Below are 19676 nucleotides of genomic sequence, written 5' to 3'. Positions count from 1 at the left end.
AGGGGGGAAGTAGGCATTATTTCTGTTTCGGCTCCCAGGGCAGGCGGGACAGCGAGACGGAGGCCAGCCGATGGGCGATCAGTCGTTCGCGGAACCAGTCGCGCAGATGGGCGGGCTGTTCACGCTCGACCAAATCAGCGACCACCGGCATATTATACCGCTCTTTAAAGGCGACGCCGGCGGCGGCGAGATCGACGTTGACTTTATCCATCTCATCTTGCGAAATTTTGGCCAGATTTCTTTCCATCATACACTCCACTCTGCTTGTAAACCCGGTCAGGGCCTGACGCCCGGCTCGACTCTGCCATTATACAGGGTTATTCTCTGTGCTACAGACATAACAAAAGGGAATGACGAATATGCGACTTCTTGCTGGACGCGCGATGCGCCTCTCCGTTGCGTTTGCCGGGCTATTAACCGCGACGGGCGCGCTCGCCCACGCTCACCTGCAGCAGCAGATCCCCGCCGCCGGCGCGCAGCTGGCGGCTTCTCCGCAGACGCTGACGCTCAGTTTCTCCGAAGGCATTGAACCCGCGTTCAGCGGGGTGTCCGTCACCGGTCCGCAGCAGCATGCGGTGGCCACCGGCAAACTGACCCGCAGCGCCGACAATCCCACCCAGGTCACCGTGCCTGTGGCGGAAACCTTGCGGCCGGGAGAATACACTGTGGCATGGCATGTAGTTTCAGTGGATGGCCATAAAACCAAAGGGCAATACACCTTTAGCGTGAAGTAAGCGATGCTGACCGGGCTCTATATTACCCTGCGTTTTGGGCATTTTATCGCCCTGATGCTGGCTTTTGGCTGCGTGCTGTATGGCGCCTGGTGGGCGCCGGTGCCGCTGCGACGCGTACTGATGCTGCGCTTCTATCCGCTGTTGCGCCCGCTGCTGCTGATCGGCGCGCTCTCTACCCTGGCGCTGTATCTGCTGCAGGGGGGAATGATGGGCGAGGGCTGGGCGGATGTCTGGCAACCCGCCGTCTGGCAGGCGGTGGCGGGTACCCGCTTCGGCGGGGTGTGGATCTGGCAGATCCTGCTGGCGTGGATCGCCCTCGCCGTGGTGTGGATCCGTCCCCGCCACGGCGCTCGCCAGCTGGTGGCCCTGCTGGCGGCTCAGCTGCTGCTTTCCGCTGGGGTAGGGCATGCCGCCATGCATGATGGTTTACTCGGCGCCCTGCAGCGGACTAATCATGCTATCCACCTCTTCTGCGTTGCCAGCTGGTTCGGCGGCCTGTTGCCCTTTATCTATTGCCTGCGCCTGGCGCAGGGGCGCTGGCGGCAGGCCGCGGTCTATACCATGGCGCGCTTTTCACGCTACGGGCATCTGGCCGTCGCCGGCACCCTTGCCAGCGGGGCGATCAATGCGCTGTTGATCCAGGGAGGATTGATTGGCGCATCGCCCTGGGGACGTCTGCTGTTGATCAAATGTGCGCTGGTGGCCGGGATGGTGGTAATTGCGTTAGTGAACAGGTATGTTCTGGTACCGCGCATGTCGGCAAACGGTTCGCGGGCGGAAAGCCTGATCCTGCGAACCACGCAGGCCGAGATAGGGCTGGGCGCGCTGGCGCTGCTGGCCGTCAGCCTGTTTGCCACCTGGGAACCTTATTGAATTAACTGGCAAAATCATGAAAAAAATTGTTCTGACCATGTTGTTACTGGCAAGCTCCGGCGCTGCTCTGGCGGCGCCGCAAATTATCACCGTGAGCCGCTTTGAGGTAGGAAAGGAGAGCTGGGCGTTCAACCGTGAAGAGGTGATGTTGACCTGTCGTCCGGGCAATGCCCTCTACGCTATCAACCCGAGCACCCTGGTCCAGTATCCGCTCAATGAGGTGGCTGAGCAGCAGGTCAAAGCCGGCAAAACCACTGCCCAGCCGATCTCGGTGATCCAGATCGACGATCCGCAGCACCCTGGGCAAAAAATGAGCCTCGCGCCGTTTATCGAGCGCGCGCAGAAGCTCTGCTAGATTTTCACGCTATCTCGCTGTAATGACATAAAAAAAACCGCCCTTGCCGGACAACGGCAGTGGCGGTTTTTTCGCTAACAGCGCCCTCTTTTCCAGGAATTATTCGGCCACATTGGCCGCAGACTGGAAAAGCTGACGCGTTAAACTATTCTTATAGTGCAAGGCGACTTAGCCTGCATTAATGCCAACTTTTAGCGCACGGCTCTCTCCCAAGAGCCATTTCCCTGGACCGAATACAGGAATCGTATTCGGTCTCTTTTTATCTTAATCTGTCTGCTTTCGCGATGACCAGCGACATCCTGTCAGTCAATCACCAGGCTGGCCTCTGGATGTCCCGTTATAGCACACCGTTTTTAGCATACACAATTCATTTACACACAAATTGCATCCTGCGGAAGAACGATATGGGGAAGGCGGAACCGTAAGCGAGGGGAGAGGAAAAGAAAAACCTGCACCTAAACAGGCCCGGCGTGCAGGTTAACTGGCGGGCCAACATCGGAAGTCTGCTAGTATAGCTATTTGTATGATAAATAGAATAAACAAAACCTTATTGATTTGGCAATTCATGCGATTAGTCGTCCGCGCCCCACTACGTGGCGGGAAATAATATTCAGAGGTGTAGTTTCGGGCAAACAGTATTATTCCGGAACGCTGAAGGTGGGAAATATCTGACTCTCCAGATAGCAGAGTAAAAGCCAAATTTCATCGCTGAAAATAAACCATATGCTGCCCAGCAGCACGACCGCCAGAATAATCAGCAGAAAAATTTCGGTTTTACTCATCATGCTAACGACTATCCAATGGCCTGCGGGACCATGATAGTAGCGAAATAAGAACATAATAAGCAAACGCTGCGTAACGGGGCGGGTTCGCTGGTCGCGAAATTTACATGCCCGGCAGCGGCTGCGTCAATATTGCCACCTGCTCCGCCAGCTGATCCAGCAGCTGGAATCGACGTCGGTATTCGGCCCGTTTTTTACTGGCGATGCTCTCCAGCGGTTTTCTTTCCAGACGCAGCGGTAGCTGCCAGCGCCAGAGGCTTTCCGGCTTGCCGTCGATGGATTGCCAGAACTCGTCATAGCTGGCGTGGAAATGGCGCCCCTTGCTCAGGCGATAGCGCAGGGCGCGGAACACATGGCCGTTATCGCTGACGCCGTAAATCGCCGCGATATGGCTGCGAGCGGCCAGCAGCCAGATAAACTCCAGCAGCAGGCGCTTCGGGAACAGACCGTAGCAGGCGCGGGTCGCCTGCTTGATTACCTCATGAGAAACGTGGCGTCGCGGTCCCTGTAAACCGCCGATGACCAGCTGCCAGGCGTCGCCCTCCCGGGTCACGCTGAAGGTCGCGCTGGCCAGCAGGGTATGGTCGCTGTCGCGCAGCCATAGGGTGGTTTCACCCTCACGCTCGGCTTTCCCGGCCGAAGAGGCCGAGAGGGTAAACTGGCGTTCATCCTTTCCATTGAGCGTCAGCAACGGGACCTCGCACACCGCGGTCATGGCATGCGCCAGCCGTGACCCGCGCAGGGTATCGACATAGCGATAATGGCTTATGACCGCCATCGCCCGCTGCCAGGCGTTGAGATCGCGCGTCAAATATTGACGGTGCACTTTCCCCGGCAGCGTCGCCTGCGCCGTCAGCAGCTGGTTAAAATCGTCACGAGCGCTCAGCGCCTCCAGCATCGCTTTGGTAGGGCTATAAAATAACGCCGTGCGCAGCAGAAACTTAAAGCGGTAATTTTTCTGCCGCCAGATAGGTGCGGGTGTTAATCTGCCCATCACCAGATCGGCAATGAGATGCGAGCGCGGCGTAAGCACGCTGGATGAATGCAGGCTATTGTCTGTCACGATAAACACCTCGTTGTTATTTCCTGCTATTTTAAAGCGAGGCACTGATAAGCTTAATGCTCTGGCCGACTATATTTGCGGTTTGTTTAAAATCGATTGAGGTGTAAATAAAAAACAGCGGCTGTAAGCTGGAATTACCTATAATTACGGCAGAGAGGTAATTATATGTATCAGCGTATTAATGGCAGCGACTGGCGTAATATCTGGCTGATGGGCGATCTGCATGGCTGCTTTGCGCTGCTGATGGAGCGCCTGCGCCGGCTGCGCTTTGATCCCTGGGCCGATCTGCTGATCTCGGTTGGCGATCTGATCGATCGCGGGCCGCAAAGCGCTGACTGTCTCGGCCTGTTGCGCAGCCGCTGGTTCAGGGCCGTGCGCGGGAATCATGAGCAGATGGCGCTGGAGGCGCTGGAGAGCGGAGATATGACGCTCTGGCAGATGAACGGCGGCGACTGGTACGCCCGGAGCAACGTGCGGCAGCGGGCTGACGTCGATCGGCTGCTGGCGCGCTGCCAGCGGCTGCCGTTGATTATTGAAGTGGAGTGCGCAAAGGCGCGGCATGTGATCGCCCATGCCGATTACCCGGCGCCGGTCTATCGCTGGCAGCAGCCGGTGGATCCCCAGCGGGTCCTGTGGAGCCGCCATCGTCTGAGTGAACATCTGGCGGGGCGTCATGGCGCTATCGCCGGGGCTGACCATTTCTGGTTTGGCCATACGCCGCTTCGCGCGCGTTGTGACTACGACAATCAACACTATATTGACACCGGCGCCGTGTTCGGCGGCACGCTGACCCTGGTGGCGCTGCAGTCGGCAGGCTAAAAGTCACTGTATTCGCTGGCGGGTTGCCAGAAGCCGTCAATAAAATCTTCTATCGGGTAGCAGCCGCCGTGGCGGATCCGCTGATCTTCCATCGCCACCAGGCACTGCGTTTCCTCGCGGTAGACGTCAACCACGATGTCCTCGCAGCCGCCATCCAGATAGCAAATAAACAACACTAAGGCAAACATCCTGGCCTCATGTCCGGGGGCACATACTCTTTAGTGTAGGGGATGACGGCGGGACGGGGAAATAAATAACCCGTCTCAGGCGACGGGTTCATTGGTGTCAGGCAAGGCGCATGACCCAGGCATCGGACTGGCGGTCGTAATGTTTACGGTAGAGGACGGAATGTTCACCATTGAGAATCGCGGGAACGCTGGTATCGGCATCCCAGGCGTCAAGCTGCATACATAAATCTGGATCGGATTTGCAGGGAATGCTTAACGTTCGCTCACCCTGATGTTCACCATGCAGTTCGGCATCGTCTATCTCAAACGCGCCGATGCGGACATTGGTTTTACTCATCGCTTCACCCCATTTTTCAGCTGAGTTGTGGTACGACCAGTTGCGGCCGTCATTTTTCAGCGTAGTCAATGGGGGGAAAACCGCCAGTCAAAAAGTGCGTATTTTTTGCGCGGTGTCACACCTTGCCGGCAAAAAGTTTCCCATCGCGTACCAGCTCGCGCGGATAACTGTTCTTCAGACGGGAGCCGACGCGCTTGGCCAGGCCCAGCGGCACGCCCTGGAAGGTCACAATGGCTTCGTCCTGCGCTGGCGGGGTTTGTGGATAGACATCGCGTCCGCGATACCACGCTTCCGCCTCCTCCAGCGTCAGCTCGAAGGCGCGCTGCGGCGCGGCAAAGGCAATAACCGCCTCATGCTGCCAGCGATAACCCTTATTGTGCAGCTCCGCCAGGCGCACGCCAATGCGCGAAAACCGCACCCGACCAAACAGAGGCTCCATAGACTGCGGAAACAGCCATAGCTCTTTATCTCGTTGCCACAGCGTGTGGCTCGCGTCCCATTCCAGGCCGGCAGCGCGTGCGGCGGCGGTCGCCGCGGCGGCTTCCCGGCCCTTCAGCGGGACAAACGGGAACTTGCCGACCTTATAGCCCGGCGCCGGGAGCGGATCGATCGCCGCAGTCTTGCGCAGGCGAGCGACAAAGAAGCCTTCACAATCGTAGATCTGCGGGAAGACATGCAGAAATCCCTCCGCGGTTAGGGCATCGGCCGCGCCGGGAAACAGCGCTCCCAGCGGCTGGATCTCTACCGCCTGCGGGTAACGGGACAGCAGCCAGTGAATGATTGACTGATTTTCTTCGCGGTTCAGGGTGCAGGTCGAATAGACCAGCGTCCCGCCAGGGCGCAGGGCATGGAAAGCGCTGTCGATAAGTTCGCGCTGGGTGGCAGCGATGTCGAGGTTGCTCTCCGGCGACCAGTTTTTCAGCGCGTCCGCATCTTTGCGTACCACCCCTTCGCCGGAGCAGGGGGCATCAAGCAGAATGGCGTCGAAGGCTTCGGGCAATGCCGCGCCAAACACCCGGCCGTCGAAATGGGTCAGGGCGACGTTGCTGATGCCGCAGCGGCTGATGTTGGCATGCAGCACTTTCACCCGGCTGGCGGAGAACTCATTCGCCAGGATGCCGCCCGCATTGCCCATCCGGGCGGCGATCTGGGTGGTTTTCGACCCCGGGGCGGCGGCAACGTCCATGACCCGTTCAGGCTGCGGGTTGTCGGCGAACAGGGCGGCGACCGGCAGCATTGAGCTTGCTTCCTGAATATAGAACAGCCCGCTGAGGTGTTCGGCAGTGCTGCCCAGCGGCAGCGCATCGTCGTCCCGTTCGATCCAGAATCCCTCCTCACACCAGGGGACCGGCGTCAGCTGCCAGCCATAGGGCGCGACCAGAGAGAGGAAATCATCGACGCTAATTTTCAGCGTATTGATGCGAATACTACGGCGTAGCGGGCGCTGACAGGCGGCGATAAAGTCGTCGAAAGAGAGGTGCGCCGGCATCGCCGCGCGCATTTGAGCGAGAAACGCTTCAGGGAAATAGACAGTATTTTCGGCCACGGGCAGCGCACCACAGAAAAAAAGGGTGCGCAGTTTAGCACAAACGCCCCGGTGCAGGACACCGGGGCGTGCGGTTTGTCGTCTGCCCGCCTCCGGCGTTTGCCGGGGCGGGAGAAGGGGAGGCGAGGATTACTGCGGCAGGGCGGTGCCCCACTCCCGCCACTCTTTCGGCTCGCTCTCCAGCAGCAGGAAGTGCTTGCCGTCCTGGGCTTTCGGCGCCAGCGGCGTACCCGGCGGCGTGGCAAAGGCGATCCCGCCGCGGATAAACTGATTGAAGGTCCCGGTTTTCACCACGCCGCCAACCAGGCCGAAGTCGAGGCTGTAACCTGAGGCCAGCCAGAACACCGAGTTATTGCGCACCAGGTACTGGTAGCGCTTGCTGATGCGCATCTTAACCATGACCCGGTCAGACATCGATCCCAGCGACAGACCGGTCACCGTCCCGACTTCCAGGCCGCGGAATAGCACCGGCGTACCGATGCCAAGCGATCCGGCCTCCGGCGCTTCCACCACGATATTCAGACCGTCGATATAGCGCGAGTCGCTGATCGTCGTATCCTGAATCTCAAAGTCGCGACGCGCCGGGCCGCGTCCGGGCTCAACGTTAATATAGGACTGGAACAGGGTATCGAGATGCTCCACGCCTGCTGCGGAGATCTGCGGGGTGATCACCGAAAAGCGAGTCCCGGCGCGGGCAAACGTGCCGACGTATTCCGGGTAAAGCACGGCTTTCGCCTGCACCTCGTTTTTGGCGGTGATCAGCTCCAGGGACTGGATCTGACCGATATCAATGCCGAGATAGCGAATCGGCATCCCGGCCGCCATCTTCCCGGCGTCAAACGCGTGCAGGGTGATCTGGCCGCCCACGGCGCGCGCCGCCGTTTCAGAAGCGTAAAGGATGCGTTTATTATTCAGCCGCGCGTTGGCGCTGCTGCCGTTGAGGTTATCGAAACTGATCGCTCCTTTAATGGCGCGGGCCAGCGGCGAGGCCTGAACGGTGAGCCCGTTGCCGTCAAGTTTGACCTTCGCACCCCCTTCCGCCCAGAAGACGCTGTTGTTTGTCAGCAGGTAGCGGTACTCCGGCTTGATATGCAGATCGATATCGAAAGCGTCTTTGCGCGGTTTGACGGCGATGATCTCGCCGACGGCGAATTTACGATACAGCACCACCGAGCCAGCCTGAACGTCAGGCAGCGTCTCAGCGGAGAGGCTCAGGGTGGTGGTCGGCACTTCGCTCAGGCTGTTTTCCTGCGCCTTTTCGAGGTTGGCATACAGCGGATAGCTGCTCTGCATTTCGCCTTTTTCACCCGGGATCACCCGGATCCCGCCGTTCACCCATTCGCTGGCGCTGGCGCCCAGCACCTGCACGCCATCGAGCCCCACTTTGACGTCCAGACGACTGTTCACCACAAACTTGCTGTCGCCGCGAATCAGATCGCGGTATTCCGGGGCAATCGCCACCTGGAAGGTCACCCCTTTGGCCGTCAGCTTGCGCTCCAGCACCTGGCCGACTTTCACCCCGTGCAGCACCAGCGGCTGGCCGCCGTCGATCCCGTAGCTCTCCGGCGCCGAAAGGGTGACGGTGGCGACATTGGGCTCCTCCAGCAGCGCTTTATCCGCTGGCATGACGGAGAAGTGATTACGCGGTTCGCCTTCGCCGGGCACCAGCTCAAAGGTATTGCCGGTGAGCAGGGCGCTGACGCTGGGGTTATCAAGGGAGATCTTCGGCTTCTTCATCTGAATCAGCGTTTTCTCCCGCAGCAGGGTCACCACGCTCGGGTCGACGGTCATCTCGCCCGTGACTTTGCCGCCAGGGTTAAGATTCAGTTTGCTTAACTGGCCCACTTCCAGCCCCTGATACATCAGCGGCGTCGAGCCCGCTTTCAGGCCGTCGCCGTCCGGCAGGTCGAGGGTCACCACCACCCCGCGCTGACTGTGCGCCAGGTCTTCGTACAGATGATAGTCATCGTTTTGCGACGCGACCTGCGAATCGGCAGGGGAGTCAAAGGCGATGGCGCCGTTCACCAGCGCGGAAAGGTTCTCCAGCTGCACTTTGGCCCCGCTCAGGCCGACGTCGGCTTTGATCCCGGAGACGTTCCAGAAACGGCTGCCTTTTTTCACCAGGTTGGTAAACCGGCGCTCGATCAGCACATCAATGGTGACCCCCTGGTTATTGTCATTCAGCGTGAAGTCATACACGCGCCCGACCGGGATCTTACGGAAGTAGACTAGCGAGCCGCTGCTCAGAGAGCCAAGGTCGGGCGCCTGCAGGTGGATCATCAGCTCGCCGTTGTTGATGCGGTATTTGGGCTGGGTGTCGAGGGCGACGAAGTGATCTTCGGGTTCGCCCTTGCCCGGCATCATGCCGATGTAGTTCCCACCCACCAGGGCATCCAGTCCTGACACGCCGGCCAGAGAGGCTTTCGGCGTCACCAGCCAGAACTGCGTATCTTTGCGCAGCGCCTCTTTCATATCGCGTTTGATGCTGGCGGAAACTTCAATTTTACTCAGGTCTTTACTGAGACTAATGTCCTGGACGGTACCGACTTCCACCCCCTGATAGCGGATAGGCGTCCGCCCCGGCACGATGCCGTTAGCAGACTGGAAATCGATAGTGATCGTCGATCCACGGTCGTCAAAGCTGGTCCAGATGAGCCAGGCGGCAATCAGCAGCGCGATGACCGGCAGCAGCCAGAATGGCGAGATACGACGTTTGGTTTTTATTCTGGCTTCAGTCTGCGAAGCGGGCGTTTCCTGACTCATGTGCGTCCCAAAGTAAGCGGCTGTCCAGCCATTCAACTGCAAGAATAGTTAAAATTACCGCGCCACCGAAGTAAACCGCGGCCGGCCCCATCGTAAAGGCGAGGAGCTGATCGCGATTGATTAGCGACATGGTGAGTGAGATAACAAACAGATCCAGCATCGACCAGCGGCCAATCCAGGTTATCAGCCGCAGCAGCAGGATGCGGGTGCGCAGCCCCTGCTCGCATTTGAATTGTATGCTGAGCAGCAGGGTAAATAACACTATAACTTTGGTGAATGGCACCAAAATACTGGCGATAAACACCACGCCGGCGATGGCGATATTGCTGCTGGCGAGGGAGATGATCCCGGAGAGGATGGTGTCTTCCTGGCGCGCGCCGTTAACGTAAATGATGGAGATCGGCAGCAGGTTGGCCGGTAAGAGCAAAATCAGCGAGGCAATCAGCGCCGCCCAGCTGCGCTGCAGGCTCTGCGGTCGGCGATGGTGCAGCGGCGTGTGGCAGCGCCGGCAGCGGCCGCGGGCGTCGCGGTAGCCGGTGTAGTGGCAGCCGGTGCACACCTGCAGATTGTTATCGGCGCGGGTCGCCGGCCGTTCGGGATAGAATCGCTCCCACAGCTCTTCGACGTTCATATGGATAAGCGTCAGGATGCTCAGCAGCGTCAGGGAGATAAATGCCACGAGGCCGATGCCGGGCTGCAGAAAGGCGTAATCCTGCACCTTGATGGAGGCGACGCCGATGCCCACCAGATAGATATCCAGCATGACCCACTCCTTGAGCTTACCGAGCATAAGCAGCACCGGACGCAGGTTCATCCCCAGCACGTTGCCCAGCCACAGATAGCTAATCGAAACCACCAGCAGCACCGGGGCGACCACCGCGCAAAACAGCACCATCGCGGCGGTAAGCGGGTCGCCCTGCGCGGTCATCTGCCAAATTCCATGCAGGACGTTGGCGTCAATGCGAACCCCCAGCAGGTGAAGACGCAGCAGGGGTTCGGACCAGGCAAAGGGCATTAACAGCAGCATCGCCAGGGCCATGCTGCCCAGACGGGTCAACGACCAGTCGCGGCCATCGCGCACCTTCGCGTTACAGCGCGGACACCAGGCGCTTTGGTTGCGTTTAAGCACCGGTAAGCGAAAGAGCATGTCACACTGCGTACAGCGCTGATAATGCGCATAGGGAAGCGGTGTGCTCACGGCATGCACGACCATCTTATTCGCAGGCTTAAGGGTGGATGTTTTTATCGGCATTTAATACGTACAGGAATGAATGTATCCCACTATCTTAACCTATGAATGAATTCATCTTGAGCCCAAGCGCATTTAATGCTTATTTTAGTAGGCTGTACGTATCAGGCAGTAAGACAACCAAGTGAAGATATAATGAGCAAAACAGAATTTTACGCGGATTTGAACCGCGATTTCCAGGCATTAATGGCAGGTGAAACCAGTTTCCTGGCGATGATCGCCAATACCAGCGCGCTGCTGTTTGAACGACTGAGCGAGGTCAACTGGGCCGGTTTTTATCTTCTGGAAGGCGATACCCTGGTGCTGGGGCCGTTCCAGGGCAAACTGGCCTGCGTGCGGATCCCGGTCGGGCGCGGCGTATGCGGCGCGGCAGTGGCGCAAGCCCAGGTGCAGCGCGTCGAGGACGTCCACGCGTTTGACGGCCACATCGCCTGCGATGCCGCCAGTAATTCGGAAATTGTCTTCCCCCTGCGCGTGAACGACCAGATTATCGGCGTGCTGGATATCGACAGTCCGGCTTACGGCCGCTTCACTGCTGAAGATGAGCAGGGGTTGCGCACGCTGGTCGAGCATCTGGAAAAACTCATCGCGGCCACTGATTATCAAAAAATCTTTACCCGTGTCGTGGGATAATCAACGGATAACGTAGCATTTAGCGAGGACGTCATTATAATGTCGCCTGTTCATGCCTGCGGCTTGTTGGCTACGTCCGTTGTAATCAGGAAATTTCATGGAAAATCAACCTAAGTTGAATAGCAGTAAAGAAGTTATCGCCTTTCTGGCCGAACGTTTCCCTCAGTGCTTCAGCGCTGAAGGCGAAGCGCGCCCCCTGAAAATCGGAATTTTTCAGGATCTCGTTGAGCGAGTGGGTGGTGAGATGAATCTCAGCAAAACCCAGCTTCGCGCTGCATTACGTCTCTATACCTCGAGCTGGCGCTATCTCTACGGCGTAAAAGCCGGCGCTATCCGCGTTGACCTGGACGGCAACCCGTGCGGCGAACTGGAAGAGCAGCACATTGCCCATGCGCGTCAGCAGCTGGAAGAAGCGAAAGCTCGCGTTCAGGCGCAGCGCGCTGCCCAGCAGGCGAAAAAACGCGAAGCCGCTGCCGCTGCAGGCCAGCCGGATGAAGGCGTTCGCCGCGAGCGTAAACCGCGTCCTCAGCAGCCGCGTCGTAAAGAGGGTGCTGAACAGCGTAAACCGCGTCCTGTTGCAGCCAAAGCTCCGCGTGAAGAGCGTCTTACTCCGGTATCGGATGTTTCCGTTCTGACCGTCGGCCAGGCGCTGAAGGTAAAAGCAGGCAATAACGCAATGGACGCCACCGTTGTGGAAATCACCAAAGATGGCGTTCGTGTACAGCTGACTTCTGGTATGTCAATGATTGTACGCGCAGAACACCTGGTGTTCTGAAACGGAGGCCGGGCCAGGCATGAACACATTTTTTAAAATCACCGCGCTTGCGGGCCTGCTGGCAATAGCAGGCCATGCGTTCGCTGTTGATGAAATAACCCGTGCAGATCAAATCCCCGTGCTGAAAGAAGAGCCGCAGCACGCGACGGTGAGCGAGCGCGTGACATCGCGCTTTACCCGCTCTCACTACCGTCAGTTCGATCTCGACAACGCCTTCTCGGCAAAGATTTTTGACCGTTATCTGAACCTGCTGGATTACAGCCATAATGTGCTGCTGGCCAGCGATGTGGCGAAGTTCGCGGCGAAAAAAGACCAAATCGGCGACGAACTGCGCACCGGGAAACTGGACGTCTTCTATGACCTCTACAACCTGGCGCAGCAGCGCCGCTTCGAGCGCTATCAGTATGCGCTGAAGGTGCTGGAACGTCCGATGGACTTTACCGGCAACGATAATTTCAACCTTGACCGCTCCAAAGCGCCGTGGCCGAAAGACGAGGCCGAGCTGAACAAGCTGTGGGACGCCAAGGTGAAATTTGACCAGTTAAGCCTGAAGCTGGCGGGGAAAGACGATAAAGAGATCCGCGACACCTTAACCCGTCGCTATAAGTTCGCTATCCGTCGTCTGGCGCAAACCAACAGCGAAGATGTCTTCTCGCTGGCGATGACCGCCTTCGCCCGCGAAATCGACCCGCACACCAACTATCTGTCGCCGCGCAATACCGAGCAGTTCAACACCGAGATGAGTCTCTCACTCGAAGGGATCGGCGCTGTGCTGCAGATGGATGATGACTACACGGTCATTAATTCGCTGGTGGCGGGTGGTCCGGCTGCGAAGAGCAAAGCGATCAGCGTCGGCGACCGCATTGTCGGCGTCGGCCAGACCGGGAAGTCGATGGTCGATGTGATTGGCTGGCGTCTGGATGACGTCGTGGCGCTGATTAAAGGGCCGAAAGGCAGCAAGGTTCGCCTTGAGATCCTGCCGGCCGGCAAAGGGGCCAAGACGCGTATCGTCACCCTGACCCGCGAACGTATCCGTCTGGAAGACCGCGCGGTGAAGATGTCGGTGAAAACCGTCGGTAAAGAAAAAGTCGGCGTGCTGGATATCCCGGGCTTTTACGTCGGCCTGACCGATGACGTGAAAGTGCAGCTGCAGAAGCTGGAAAAACAGAACGTCAGCAGCGTGGTTATCGATCTGCGCAGCAACGGCGGCGGGGCGCTGACCGAAGCGGTATCGCTCTCGGGGCTGTTTATTCCGTCCGGCCCGGTGGTGCAGGTGCGGGATAACAATGGCAAGGTGCGCGAAGACAGCGATAACGATGGCGTAGTCTATTACAAAGGGCCGCTGGTGGTGCTGGTTGACCGCTTTAGCGCCTCAGCGTCTGAGATCTTTGCCGCCGCAATGCAGGATTATGGCCGCGCGCTGATCGTTGGCGAGCCGACCTTCGGTAAAGGTACCGTACAGCAGTATCGCTCGTTGAATCGTATCTACGATCAGATGCTGCGTCCGGACTGGCCGGCGTTAGGTTCCGTTCAGTACACCATCCAGAAGTTCTACCGCATTAACGGCGGCAGTACTCAGCGCAAAGGCGTAACGCCGGATATCATGATGCCAACCGGAAATGAAGATCGCGAAACCGGCGAGCAGTATGAAGACAACGCGCTGCCGTGGGATAGCATCAACGCGGCCACCTACGTGAGGTCCGGGGACCTCGCCCCGTTTGGACCGGAACTGCTCAAGCGCCACGACGAGCGTATTGCCCAGGATCCTGAGTTCCAGTACATCATGAAGGATATTGCCCGTTATAACGCGATGAAGGACAAACGTAACATCGTCTCTCTGAACTACGCGCAGCGTGAAAAAGAGAACGAAGAGGATGATGCGATTCGTCTGGCGCGGATTAACGATCGCCTGAAACGCGAAGGCAAACCGCCGCTGAAAAAACTGGACGATCTGCCGAAGGATTACCAGGAGCCGGATCCGTATCTTGATGAAACGGTCCATATCGCGGTAGACCTGGCGCATCTCGAAAAAGCGCGCCCGGCGGTGGAACCGCCGGCCAGCCAATAAGTCGCCAACGGGCACCCTGAGAGGTGCCCGTTTTTTTTTGCGCCTGGTCATCGCCATTCAGCTCAGCTAACAAAATGTCAACCTGCTCTGCCGCTGTCAGCAAGATGCTACAAAATGTAAAGTTGTGTTTTTATCGTGACTTAGCGGGGGCTGATGGTTGAAAATTGCAGCCTGACCCATACGATGTGGGTAATCGCATAGTGCGTTTTGTTAAATTGAGGTAAAAAGAAAATTATGATGCGAATCGCGCTTTTCCTGCTGACGAACCTGGCAGTGATGGTCGTGTTCGGGCTGGTGTTAAGCCTCACGGGGATCCAATCCAGCAGCATGACCGGTCTGTTGATTATGGCCCTGCTGTTCGGCTTCGGTGGTTCTATCGTTTCGCTGATGATGTCGAAATGGATGGCGCTGAAGTCTGTGGGTGGGGAAGTGATCGAGCAGCCGCGCAACGAAACGGAACGCTGGCTGATGAACACCGTTGCACAGCAGGCGCAGCAGGCGGGCATTGCCATGCCGCAGGTGGCTATCTATCACGCCCCTGACATCAACGCCTTCGCTACCGGCGCGCGTCGTGACGCCTCGCTGGTCGCCGTCAGTACCGGGCTGTTGCAAAACATGAGCCGTGATGAAGCGGAAGCGGTCATCGCCCATGAAATCAGCCACATCGCCAATGGCGATATGGTCACCATGACGCTGATCCAGGGGGTGGTAAACACCTTCGTTATCTTTATCTCCCGCGTTATCGCGCAGATTGCGGCCGGCTTCCTCGGCGGCAACCGGGAAGATGAAGGCGAGAGCAGCAATGGCAACCCGCTGATCTACTTCGCTGTCGCCACGGTGCTGGAGCTGGTGTTCGGTATTCTGGCCAGCATTATCACCATGTGGTTCTCTCGTCATCGCGAGTTCCATGCTGATGCCGGCTCGGCGCGCCTGGTGGGCCGCGAGAAGATGATTGCCGCCCTGCAGCGTCTGAAAACCAGCTATGAGCCGCAGGAAGCCAGCAGCATGATGGCGTTCTGCATTAATGGTAAAGCGAAATCCATGAGCGAGCTGTTTATGACCCACCCGCCGCTGGACAAGCGTATTGAAGCCCTGCGTAGCGGTGAATATCTGAAATAGTCCGTCATCTGACGCTGAAAATAAAAATCCGCAGCCCGAAGGCTGCGGATTTTTTTTGTCCTTCATCGTCAGGCTGCGCGCGGCTGGGTGACGCGCAGACCGCTAATCAGCGCCGCGACGGTCGCCAGGATGCCGGCCAGCAGCAGGGCGGTGTGGGTGCCGCTGTTGCCGAGCAGGTTGAACAGCAGGGCCACCAGCGCGGCGCCGGTGCTCTGGCCGAGCAGGCGAGCGGTGCCCAGCATGCCGCTGGCGCCGCCGCTGCGATGGCTCGGCGCCGAGGCGACAATGGTGTGGTTGTTGGGCGACTGGAACAGCCCGAAGCCGGCGCCGCACAGCGCCATACGCCAGATAATATCCAGATCGGTGGGCGACGCCGGAAGCAGCGCCAGACCGAACAGGCCGCAGGCCATAACCAGCAGCCCAATGGCCCCCAGCAGCCCCGCATGGCATTTCTCGATTAAATAGCCGGCCAGCGGCGCCATCACCATCGTCGCCAGCGGCCACGGCGTCAGCAGCAGGCCGGTTTCCACTTCGCTGCGCCCCATCATCGTCTGCAGGAAGAAAGGCAGAGAGACCATCGCCAGCATCTGTGCACAGAAGGAGCAGATGGAGGTGCAGATTGAGAGGGAGAAGAGCGGGATGCGCAGCAGATCGACCGGCAGCAGCGGGACGGGCATCGTGAGCTGACGGCGAACGAAGAAAAAGCCTACCACCAGCATAGCGGCGACCTCCGCCAGCACCAGCTGCGTGGACTGACCCTGGGCGAAACCGCTCAGGGCGGTGATCAACAGCCCGAAGGTCAGCGCGTTCATGATGGCGCTCGGCAAATCGAAGCGGACGATTTTGCTGCGCGCGCTGTTGGGCGGCAGAAAGCGCATGGCCAGGACAAAGGCGACGATGCCGAGAGGCACGTTAATTAAAAACAGCCATTGCCATGAGGCGAGGGAGAGGATGGCGGCGGCGATCGTCGGGCCTGCCGCCGAAGAGACGGCGACGACAAAGGAGTTGATACCCATGCCGCGACCGAGAAAGCGCTGAGGATAAATCAGGCGGATCAACGCCGTGTTTACGCTCATCAGCGCAGCGCCGCCCAGTCCCTGGGCGACGCGGGCGAAGGTCAGCATTTCGAGGCTGCGCGACAGGGCGCAGGCCAGCGAGGTAAAGATAAACACCACCAGGCCTATCTTATAGATACGGCGATAGCCGACCATGTCGCCGAGGAAAGAGAGCGGCAGCAGGGCGATAACAATGGCGATTTGGTAGGCGTTAACGATCCAGATTGAAGCCGCCGGCGAGGCGTTAAGATCGCTGGCGATGGTTGGCAGCGCGACGTTGGCGATAGCCCCGTCGAGCACGGCCATGGTCAGCCCAAGCACAATGGTCAGAATGGCGCCATAGCGTTGCGGCAGCGGCACGCCATCGGATGAATTTTTATCCATGGTGAATATAAGTCTTAAATGAAACGGTTTTTTGAATGATGAGTTTAGCATTGATTATTCCGCAGTATGTCGCAGATTTGTAACGAAGTGGCAGAAGAATGATTGCGGCGCAGAGGCGGCGAATTTATAATAAAAACCGGTTCTAAATTTTATAAAACAGTTACGACGAGGTGATAAATGGCAGGTGCAGATTTGGATAAACAGCCAGATTCTGTCTCTTCGGTATTGAAGGTTTTCGGCATCCTGCAGGCGCTGGGTGAAGAGCGTGAAATTGGCATTACCGAACTGTCCCAGCGCGTCATGATGTCGAAAAGCACCGTTTATCGCTTTTTACAGACCATGAAATCACTGGGCTATGTGGCGCAGGAGGGAGAGTCTGAGAAATACTCCCTCACGCTCAAACTGTTCGAGCTGGGCGCGCGCGCGCTGCAGAACGTCGATCTGGTGCGCAGCGCCGATATTCAGATGCGGGAACTCTCCCGCCTGACGAAAGAGACGATTCATCTCGGCGCGCTGGATGAAGACAGTATTGTTTACATTCACAAGATTGATTCAATGTATAACCTGCGGATGTACTCGCGTATCGGCCGTCGCAACCCGCTGTACAGCACCGCGATTGGCAAGGTTCTGCTGGCGTGGCGCGATCGGAGCGAAGTGGAGCAGATCCTTGACGGCGTGGAGTATAAACGCAGCACCGAGCGGACCATCACCAGTACCGCTGAGTTGCTGAAGGTGCTGGATGGCGTTCGCGAGCAGGGGTATGGCGAAGATAACGAAGAGCAGGAAGAGGGGCTACGCTGCATCGGGGTGCCGGTATTCGACCGTTTCGGCGTGGTCATCGCCGGGCTGAGTATCTCTTTCCCGACCTTACGTTTCTCTGAAGAACGTTTGCATGAATATGTGGCGATGCTGCACCAGGCGGCGAGCAAGATTTCTGAGCAGATGGGATATAACGACTACCCCTTCTGACACGGCGCTGAAGCATTCGGCGACCGCGGCGCTATCGTCGCGGTCGCCGGTTCGATCTTAGCCGTTATCGACGACGGTTGCGCTTTTACGCAGCAGCGGGCAGCTGCTGACGCCGATCACGCCGCTATTGGAATGCACATAAAGTGCGGTACTGACCCCACGGGCGGTGAGATATTGACACTTCAGGCCCAGACCGCCGACGTTTTCTTCACTGTGGAATAATACCCCGTAGCCGCTTAATAATACGCCAATCCATAAGATAGCCACTACGACAATAGTACGAATGATTAATCGCATTGATGCCTCATTATTTGTAAGATCCTTGCCGTGATTTTGACACGAACACGTTTTGAAACAAGTCGATGATTCCTAAACTTGCCTTTCGTATTACAGTTAGCCGCGGTTTAAGAAGGCCGTGTTATCCTGGCGACATAAAGTACTGATGCGGAGAGTGGAGTGAAAAAATTACGGTGGGTTTTACTGATAGTCATCATAGCAGGCTGCCTGTTGCTGTGGACTCAGATGCTTAACGTAATGTGCGACCAGGATGTTCAGTTTTTCAGCGGCATTTGCACTATCAATAAATTTATCCCGTGGTAAGACATTTTTCTGACGACTGATTTCCTTCTGCGCCGCGGGTGGTAGAATGAACGCCTTCTCTTTGAGGTGGTGAAATGAGTGAGTTACTAAATCCTGGGATCTTAAATCTGGCATCGCTGGCCGTGTCTGTGGCGTTGCTGCTTGTCGGTCTGTTGTTATGGTTCTTCGTCAACCGCGCCAGCTCGCGGGCGAATGAGCAGATAGAACTGCTGCAGGCGCTGTTGGATCAGCAAAAGCGGCAGAATGCGCTGCTACGTCGCCTGTGCGAAGCCAGTGCGCCGGAAAAAGAGGACGTGGCTGAGCCGACCGTCGCCGGTAAGGCGAAAGGGGAGGACGAGTTTATCCGCCTGGTGGCAGAGCGCTAAGTACCTCGACAGGTGTGCATCATAAGATGCGCACCTGCATGATAGCGGTCGGTAATATCTTATTCTTATTCCATTATTCCATTATTCCTTTCTCAATGTACTATCCTCTTTTTTACACGCTGTAAATAAAGTGATCCCCGCCGCGTTTATTGTTGGATAACGTGACGCTGTCATCTTTTTTTCATTAATAAGGTGCAGAATTAGCACTATTTTTAGCGTGACGACTAACAGGTTTTATTATCACTACACTGGCGTGGCTTTAGCGATTTTTCGTCTGGGGTTATAACGAATTTTGCGCATCAATATTCATCACGGCCCGCCAGTCGCCTGTATACTGGCAGTTCGTATACGGACATACCTGGACGAAGCGAAGTTGTTGAGCTATGGTAAAAAAGTTGCCGTTACCGGGCTGCGCTCTTGCGTTATTAACAACCGCCATAGCGCCTTGCCAGGGGCGACAAACACGCATAAATGTGCAGGCGATCAAAGGATTACCTTATAATTTGTGCGAACGATCGAGACACGTTTAAAAATGGCTTGCCATTATTTACGTAGTGTGTGATAACACCTTTCGGGTTAAACGAGGTACAGTTCTGTTTATGTGTGGCATTTTCAGTAAAGAAGTCCTGAGTAAACACGTTGTCGTTGAATACCGCTTCTCTGCCGAACCTTAAATTAGTGCCTCATGCAGTTATGTGTCAGTTTTATCTATGTAAACGCCAGCAGGCGAAGAAAACAGTCTAAGGAATTTTGCAAATGGCAAAGATTAAAGGTCAAGTTAAGTGGTTCAACGAGTCTAAAGGTTTTGGTTTCATTACTCCGGCTGATGGCAGCAAAGACGTGTTCGTACACTTCTCCGCTATCCAGGGTAACGGCTTCAAAACTCTGGCTGAAGGCCAGAACGTTGAGTTCGAAATTCAGGACGGCCAGAAAGGTCCGGCTGCAGTTAACGTAACTGCTATCTGATACAAGACCACTCTTCTTGTATAAAAGCCTCGC

The 19676-nt window shown here is 57.1% G+C and carries 21 protein-coding genes and 2 pseudogenes; 13 read left to right on the top strand and 10 right to left on the bottom strand.

Annotation, left to right across the window (positions count from 1 at the left end; translation table 11 throughout):
- Positions 1-16: 16 nt before the first annotated feature.
- Positions 17-247: a DNA polymerase III subunit theta gene (locus ABLV54_RS26300; RefSeq protein WP_002911406.1), complete on the bottom strand. Its 231-nt coding sequence runs from the start codon at positions 245-247 to the stop codon at positions 17-19.
- Positions 248-359: 112 nt separating this feature from the next.
- Here ABLV54_RS26300 and yobA point away from each other — a divergent pair, with 112 nt between their 5' ends.
- The 3 genes from yobA to ABLV54_RS26285 are packed head-to-tail and all read left to right on the top strand — an operon-like array spanning position 360 to position 1962.
- Entirely contained in the window at positions 360-734 is a 375-nt protein-coding gene (gene yobA / locus ABLV54_RS26295) for a CopC domain-containing protein YobA (RefSeq protein WP_032453372.1), read from the top strand.
- A 3-nt stretch (positions 735-737) separates the two neighbouring features.
- Positions 738-1607 (top strand): copper homeostasis membrane protein CopD, encoded by an 870-nt coding sequence (copD, locus tag ABLV54_RS26290; protein WP_226564020.1) that lies wholly within the window; start codon positions 738-740, stop codon positions 1605-1607.
- A gap of 16 nt (positions 1608-1623) precedes the next feature.
- The gene (locus ABLV54_RS26285; protein WP_002911404.1) at positions 1624-1962 is read left to right on the top strand and encodes a YebY family protein; all 339 of its coding nucleotides are present in this window, start codon (positions 1624-1626) and stop codon (positions 1960-1962) included.
- Between the two features lie 638 nt (positions 1963-2600).
- Here the strand turns inward: ABLV54_RS26285 and ABLV54_RS26280 are convergent.
- Together ABLV54_RS26280 and ABLV54_RS26275 are read right to left on the bottom strand one after the other, a co-directional pair.
- On the bottom strand, positions 2601-2744 hold the full coding sequence (locus ABLV54_RS26280) for an Ecr family regulatory small membrane protein (protein WP_032425946.1): 144 nt from the start codon (positions 2742-2744) through the stop codon (positions 2601-2603).
- 103 nt (positions 2745-2847) lie between these two features.
- Positions 2848-3816, bottom strand: a complete 969-nt coding sequence (locus ABLV54_RS26275) for a VirK/YbjX family protein (RefSeq protein ID WP_072413392.1) — start codon at positions 3814-3816, stop codon at positions 2848-2850.
- A 156-nt stretch (positions 3817-3972) separates the two neighbouring features.
- Between ABLV54_RS26275 and pphA the strand changes: the two genes are divergently transcribed.
- Complete coding sequence (pphA, locus tag ABLV54_RS26270; protein WP_023290232.1) at positions 3973-4626, top strand: protein-serine/threonine phosphatase; 654 nt, start codon at positions 3973-3975, stop codon at positions 4624-4626.
- Here the strand turns inward: pphA and ABLV54_RS26265 are convergent.
- The 5 genes from ABLV54_RS26265 to yebS all read right to left on the bottom strand — a co-directional run bounded on the left by ABLV54_RS26265 (position 4623) and on the right by yebS (position 10712).
- Entirely contained in the window at positions 4623-4814 is a 192-nt protein-coding gene (locus tag ABLV54_RS26265) for a YebW family protein (RefSeq protein ID WP_002911395.1), read from the bottom strand. The genes pphA and ABLV54_RS26265 overlap by 4 nt on opposite strands.
- Positions 4815-4911: 97 nt before the next feature.
- Complete coding sequence (locus ABLV54_RS26260) at positions 4912-5151, bottom strand: YebV family protein (protein WP_002911393.1); 240 nt, start codon at positions 5149-5151, stop codon at positions 4912-4914.
- Positions 5152-5266: 115 nt separating this feature from the next.
- Positions 5267-6697 carry a 16S rRNA (cytosine(1407)-C(5))-methyltransferase RsmF gene (rsmF, locus tag ABLV54_RS26255; RefSeq protein ID WP_226564018.1) on the bottom strand — a complete coding sequence of 477 codons (1431 nt, stop codon included), beginning with the start codon at positions 6695-6697 and terminating at the stop codon, positions 5267-5269.
- A 129-nt stretch (positions 6698-6826) separates the two neighbouring features.
- Positions 6827-9460: a PqiB family protein gene (locus tag ABLV54_RS26250; RefSeq protein WP_017900210.1), complete on the bottom strand. Its 2634-nt coding sequence runs from the start codon at positions 9458-9460 to the stop codon at positions 6827-6829.
- The gene (gene yebS, locus ABLV54_RS26245) at positions 9429-10712 is read right to left on the bottom strand and encodes a membrane integrity lipid transport subunit YebS (RefSeq protein WP_032428915.1); all 1284 of its coding nucleotides are present in this window, start codon (positions 10710-10712) and stop codon (positions 9429-9431) included. The genes ABLV54_RS26250 and yebS overlap by 32 nt, the downstream gene beginning before the upstream one ends.
- Positions 10713-10844: 132 nt before the next feature.
- Between yebS and ABLV54_RS26240 the strand changes: the two are divergent.
- The 4 genes and pseudogenes from ABLV54_RS26240 to htpX all read left to right on the top strand — a co-directional run bounded on the left by ABLV54_RS26240 (position 10845) and on the right by htpX (position 15304).
- A pseudogene (locus tag ABLV54_RS26240) lies at positions 10845-11358 on the top strand (GAF domain-containing protein).
- 81 nt (positions 11359-11439) lie between these two features.
- Positions 11440-12117, top strand: coding sequence for an RNA chaperone ProQ (gene proQ / locus ABLV54_RS26235; protein ID WP_023290227.1), 678 nt, complete (start codon positions 11440-11442; stop codon positions 12115-12117).
- A 19-nt stretch (positions 12118-12136) separates the two neighbouring features.
- The gene (prc, locus tag ABLV54_RS26230) at positions 12137-14185 is read left to right on the top strand and encodes a carboxy terminal-processing peptidase (protein ID WP_123822623.1); all 2049 of its coding nucleotides are present in this window, start codon (positions 12137-12139) and stop codon (positions 14183-14185) included.
- Positions 14186-14419: 234 nt separating this feature from the next.
- A complete protein-coding gene (gene htpX / locus ABLV54_RS26225; RefSeq protein WP_023290225.1) occupies positions 14420-15304 on the top strand; it encodes a protease HtpX in 885 nt (294 codons plus the stop codon).
- A 68-nt stretch (positions 15305-15372) separates the two neighbouring features.
- On the opposite strand, the gene ABLV54_RS26220 is transcribed toward htpX, so the two are convergent.
- Entirely contained in the window at positions 15373-16743 is a 1371-nt protein-coding gene (locus ABLV54_RS26220) for an MFS transporter (RefSeq protein WP_044523967.1), read from the bottom strand.
- Between the two features lie 177 nt (positions 16744-16920).
- On the opposite strand from ABLV54_RS26220, the gene kdgR reads away from it, so the two are divergent.
- Positions 16921-17712, top strand: a complete 792-nt coding sequence (kdgR, locus tag ABLV54_RS26215; protein ID WP_226564016.1) for a DNA-binding transcriptional regulator KdgR — start codon at positions 16921-16923, stop codon at positions 17710-17712.
- A gap of 57 nt (positions 17713-17769) precedes the next feature.
- On the opposite strand, the gene ABLV54_RS26210 is transcribed toward kdgR, so the two are convergent.
- Positions 17770-18009, bottom strand: coding sequence for a YobH family protein (locus tag ABLV54_RS26210; RefSeq protein WP_023290223.1), 240 nt, complete (start codon positions 18007-18009; stop codon positions 17770-17772).
- A gap of 159 nt (positions 18010-18168) precedes the next feature.
- Here ABLV54_RS26210 and mgrB point away from each other — a divergent pair, with 159 nt between their 5' ends.
- The 4 genes and pseudogenes from mgrB (at position 18169) to cspE (ending at position 19643) form a co-directional block, all read left to right on the top strand.
- Entirely contained in the window at positions 18169-18312 is a 144-nt protein-coding gene (mgrB, locus tag ABLV54_RS26205; RefSeq protein WP_002911375.1) for a PhoP/PhoQ regulator MgrB, read from the top strand.
- Between the two features lie 74 nt (positions 18313-18386).
- Positions 18387-18677: a YebO family protein gene (locus tag ABLV54_RS26200; protein WP_023290222.1), complete on the top strand. Its 291-nt coding sequence runs from the start codon at positions 18387-18389 to the stop codon at positions 18675-18677.
- Positions 18678-19276: 599 nt separating this feature from the next.
- Positions 19277-19348 (top strand): annotated as a pseudogene (locus ABLV54_RS26195) (DUF2627 domain-containing protein); the annotation flags it as partial.
- An 85-nt stretch (positions 19349-19433) separates the two neighbouring features.
- The gene (gene cspE, locus ABLV54_RS26190) at positions 19434-19643 is read left to right on the top strand and encodes a transcription antiterminator/RNA stability regulator CspE (RefSeq protein ID WP_001062678.1); all 210 of its coding nucleotides are present in this window, start codon (positions 19434-19436) and stop codon (positions 19641-19643) included.
- Positions 19644-19676 lie beyond the last annotated feature (33 nt).

This window comes from Klebsiella sp. JB_Kp042 (genome assembly GCF_040065275.1).
In the GTDB taxonomy this organism is placed as follows: Bacteria; Pseudomonadota; Gammaproteobacteria; order Enterobacterales; family Enterobacteriaceae; genus Klebsiella; species Klebsiella quasipneumoniae.
This window is presented reverse-complemented; position numbering and strand designations above follow the sequence as displayed.